This window comes from Arhodomonas sp. AD133 (genome assembly GCF_051195215.1).
Taxonomy (GTDB): Bacteria; Pseudomonadota; Gammaproteobacteria; order Nitrococcales; family Nitrococcaceae; genus Arhodomonas.
The window spans coordinates 1-2,951 of record NZ_JBNAZM010000110.1 but is presented as its reverse complement, the minus strand read 5'-3'; the positions used below and the strand labels follow the sequence as shown (position 1 = coordinate 2,951).

At 64.6% G+C, this 2,951-nt stretch carries 3 protein-coding genes; all 3 read left to right on the top strand.

Features of this window, described 5'->3' with window-relative positions:
- On the top strand, positions 1 to 714 hold a 714-nt coding region (locus ACPEES_RS23060), incomplete at its 5' end, for a PoNe immunity protein domain-containing protein (RefSeq protein WP_435106792.1).
- Positions 715 to 927: 213 nt separating this feature from the next.
- On the top strand, positions 928 to 2,214 hold the full coding sequence (locus ACPEES_RS23055; protein ID WP_435106790.1) for a hypothetical protein: 1,287 nt from the start codon (positions 928 to 930) through the stop codon (positions 2,212 to 2,214).
- A 23-nt stretch (positions 2,215 to 2,237) separates the two neighbouring features.
- The coding region (locus ACPEES_RS23050; RefSeq protein WP_435106788.1) for a PoNe immunity protein domain-containing protein at positions 2,238 to 2,951 on the top strand (714 nt) is incomplete at its 3' end.

Below are 2,951 nucleotides of genomic sequence, written 5' to 3'. Positions count from 1 at the left end.
CGTGAGCGCCTGGCCGAGGGCGATCATGGGCTTCCCAGCCACGCGGTGGACCTCGCCAACGAGTACTACGAGTGCACGATTTTCGCGGCCATTGCCAGCTACTCGGCCGGTACCCCCATCGAGCAGCTCGGCGAGCGCGTGCGCGCCATCCTGCCGGCGCGCCAGGCCCTGACCGAGGCCATCGCCACCATGCCAGAGCGTCACCAGACCGCCGGCCGGCGCTACTGGGCCATCAGCGGCCGCGGTACGGTGGCCGGCGAGCCCATGCTCACCCGCTACCAACTGGCGCTGTGGTGGTTGGCGCTGGCGGTGGGCACCGGCCAGCCGCACGAGCATGTGGGACAGGTCTGTGCCCTGATCGACAATGCCGGCGCCGATGCGCTGCTCGATCACCTCCGCCATCGCCTCGGCCACGGTGAGCCACCGGCCACCCAGTCACTGGCGTTTCCCGAGCTCTACACACCGCTTCTGCAGGCCATCGCCGCCCCGGCCGGCGCGCAGAGTGCGCTGGTCAATCAATTCCTCCATCACTGGTACCACGGCAGCGAAGACACCGCCTGGTACGGCAATCACGAGCGCGACGGCGATTTCGGTTTCTGGGATTGCTATTTCGGCTACTGGTGCCTGGAAGCGGCGCTGGTCGTGCGCGCTTTTGCCATCGACGACAGCGCCTTCCGCGACCACCCCCATTATCCGGCTGATCTGGTGCGCTAACGCCCCCGCCAGCGCGCTTGGGGGCGATCAACGCGCATCCCACCAAGCTGGCTGGCCATTGTGACAAAAGCCGCCGCCCATAGGCGCCGGCTGAATAACCGGCTGCTCCAGCGTCCGTCCTGACAACCACCGGCCAACGCTACCCAGTCCGGTGGGGTTACCTCGCCTCAGTGGACAGGTTGCAACAACCGCCCGGTGTATCGCGTCGACGACATGCACCGCGGCATCGACGGCGATGCCGGCGAGCACCTGGTCTCGAAGACCTCCGGTGAGACCGGCTATGTCCGCTTCCTCGACGGCCAGGACGATGTGATCGTCAATGGCCAACCGGTGGTGCGCCATGGCAGCGCCGTGCAGATCAACTGCGATGAAAGCGGTAAAGGCGGGGCACGCGGAGAGCTGCTCACCGAGCAGGCCATGCCGGCCACGCCGGCCCCCGGCGACCGGGTGAGCCCCGAGCTGCAGGCGCTGCTCGATGAACGCGCCGATGACCGCAGCCCATGGGAGCGGGCCAGCGATTACGGCGGCGAGGTCTGGGAGCGCACCAAGGACGTGGCCAGCGCCTCCTGGGAGCAACCGCTGGAAACCGCCAAAGGCATGGGCAAGGCGGTGGTCAACACCCCCTCCGACCTCTACAACCTGGCCGTCGCGTCCACAAAGTACGCTCCCGCCTCACAGCTCTACAACAAAACGCTAGACTACCTGGCGCTGCGGGCCTACGACGAAGGCAACCTACAACGCGCCAACGAGCTCGCCACTCAATCGCGCGAATTCAAAGAATCCGGGTACGTCGACGACATTCTCAGTATCGACAACGATGCCCAGCAAGGCGGCGCGGTGGCCTCGATTTTCATACCCGGCGTTGGCTGGGTGCGTGGCCCCGCTACCGCGGGCAAGGCGGCGCGCACGGCACGGGGCGCAGAGGAGGCAGCGAGCGTCGCACGGGGGGCAGAGGAGGCAACAAGCACCACGCGCGGGGCAGAGGAGGCAGCAAGCGCCACACGGGGGGCAGACGAGGCAACAAGCACCACCCGGGCGGACGACGCGGCAAACGCACCCCGCAAGCCCCGAGTCCGACGCGGTGTCCACGCCAACGCCGCCCGTGCCGAGGCCACCGCCCACGAGCGCATGCTGGCGGAAGGCTACAAGCCCCTGGGCAAAACCGATGGCCGCTATCGCCCTGGCCATACGGGTATCGACGGGGTCTACCGTAATACCAACCCACCGCCCGATTACGTCATCACCGAGGCCAAGTACAATAGAGGGGGATTGCGCCGCACCCTCGATGGGCGGCAGATGAGCAATGATTGGATTCTTGGCAGCGACCGGCTGCGGAATGCCGGACTGAGCCGGGAAGAGGCCCTGGCCATAAGGCGGGGATTGGCGGATGGCAGTGTCGAACGCGTGCTGATCCGCCTCAAGCCCGATAACAGCTTGAGGATGAGCCGCATTAATGGTCGTGGCTATGTGGTGCGCGGCAATGCCGGCAAATTCCCATAATAACCAACAGCGAGGAAACCACCATGCGCGATACGTTGCGAGACAAAGCCTATTTCGATGAAGCCGCTGAAGCGGCTTGGGGCGAGGTGGAATACTATTGGTCCAGGATTCAGCAGCCAGACACACTCCAGCCCTATAACCGCATGTTAGTTTGCCACATGCTGGTTCGGCAAACCCTTGAACGCCTCGAATACCGCTACTGCCGGGGCGATGCCATTGCCGATCTGGGTGATGATGTGGATCGGCTGCTGGAATTCCGAAAACTACAGGCATTCTACGCCGACGCCCTGCCCGAGGAGGAGCAGGATAGCCGGATACAACACGAGGAGTTTACATTCGAGCGTTTCATGCATTCGCTGTGGTGGCTGTCGTTTGCTGTTTGCCTGGGGCGTCCGCAAGACCACATCCGCCAGATCCTGGCGCTCACCGGCAACGAAGGCCAGGACCGCCTGTTCGACACCCTGGCCCATCGCCTGGGCGATACCGAACGCCCCATCGGCGAGCGCCTGATCCATTCACGCCCCTACCAGAAACTGATGGACGTCATCGACGCCGACGAAGCCGATCGCCCGGCATTGATGGTTGAATTTATGGATGCCTGGTACCCCGCCGTTTACAAGCGCGGCGGTCTCCGCGAGCCGCACACCATCACGGAAAACGATGCGTATCGCGGCTATTGGTGCTACGAGGCCCCGCTGGTGGTCAAGCTCTATGGCATCGACGATGCCAGCTTTCGT

Coding starts and splice junctions, on each gene's coding strand:
- ACPEES_RS23055 (WP_435106790.1), top strand. CDS start 928: ATGCACCGCGGCATCGACGGCGATGCCGGCGAGCACCTGGTCTCGAAG.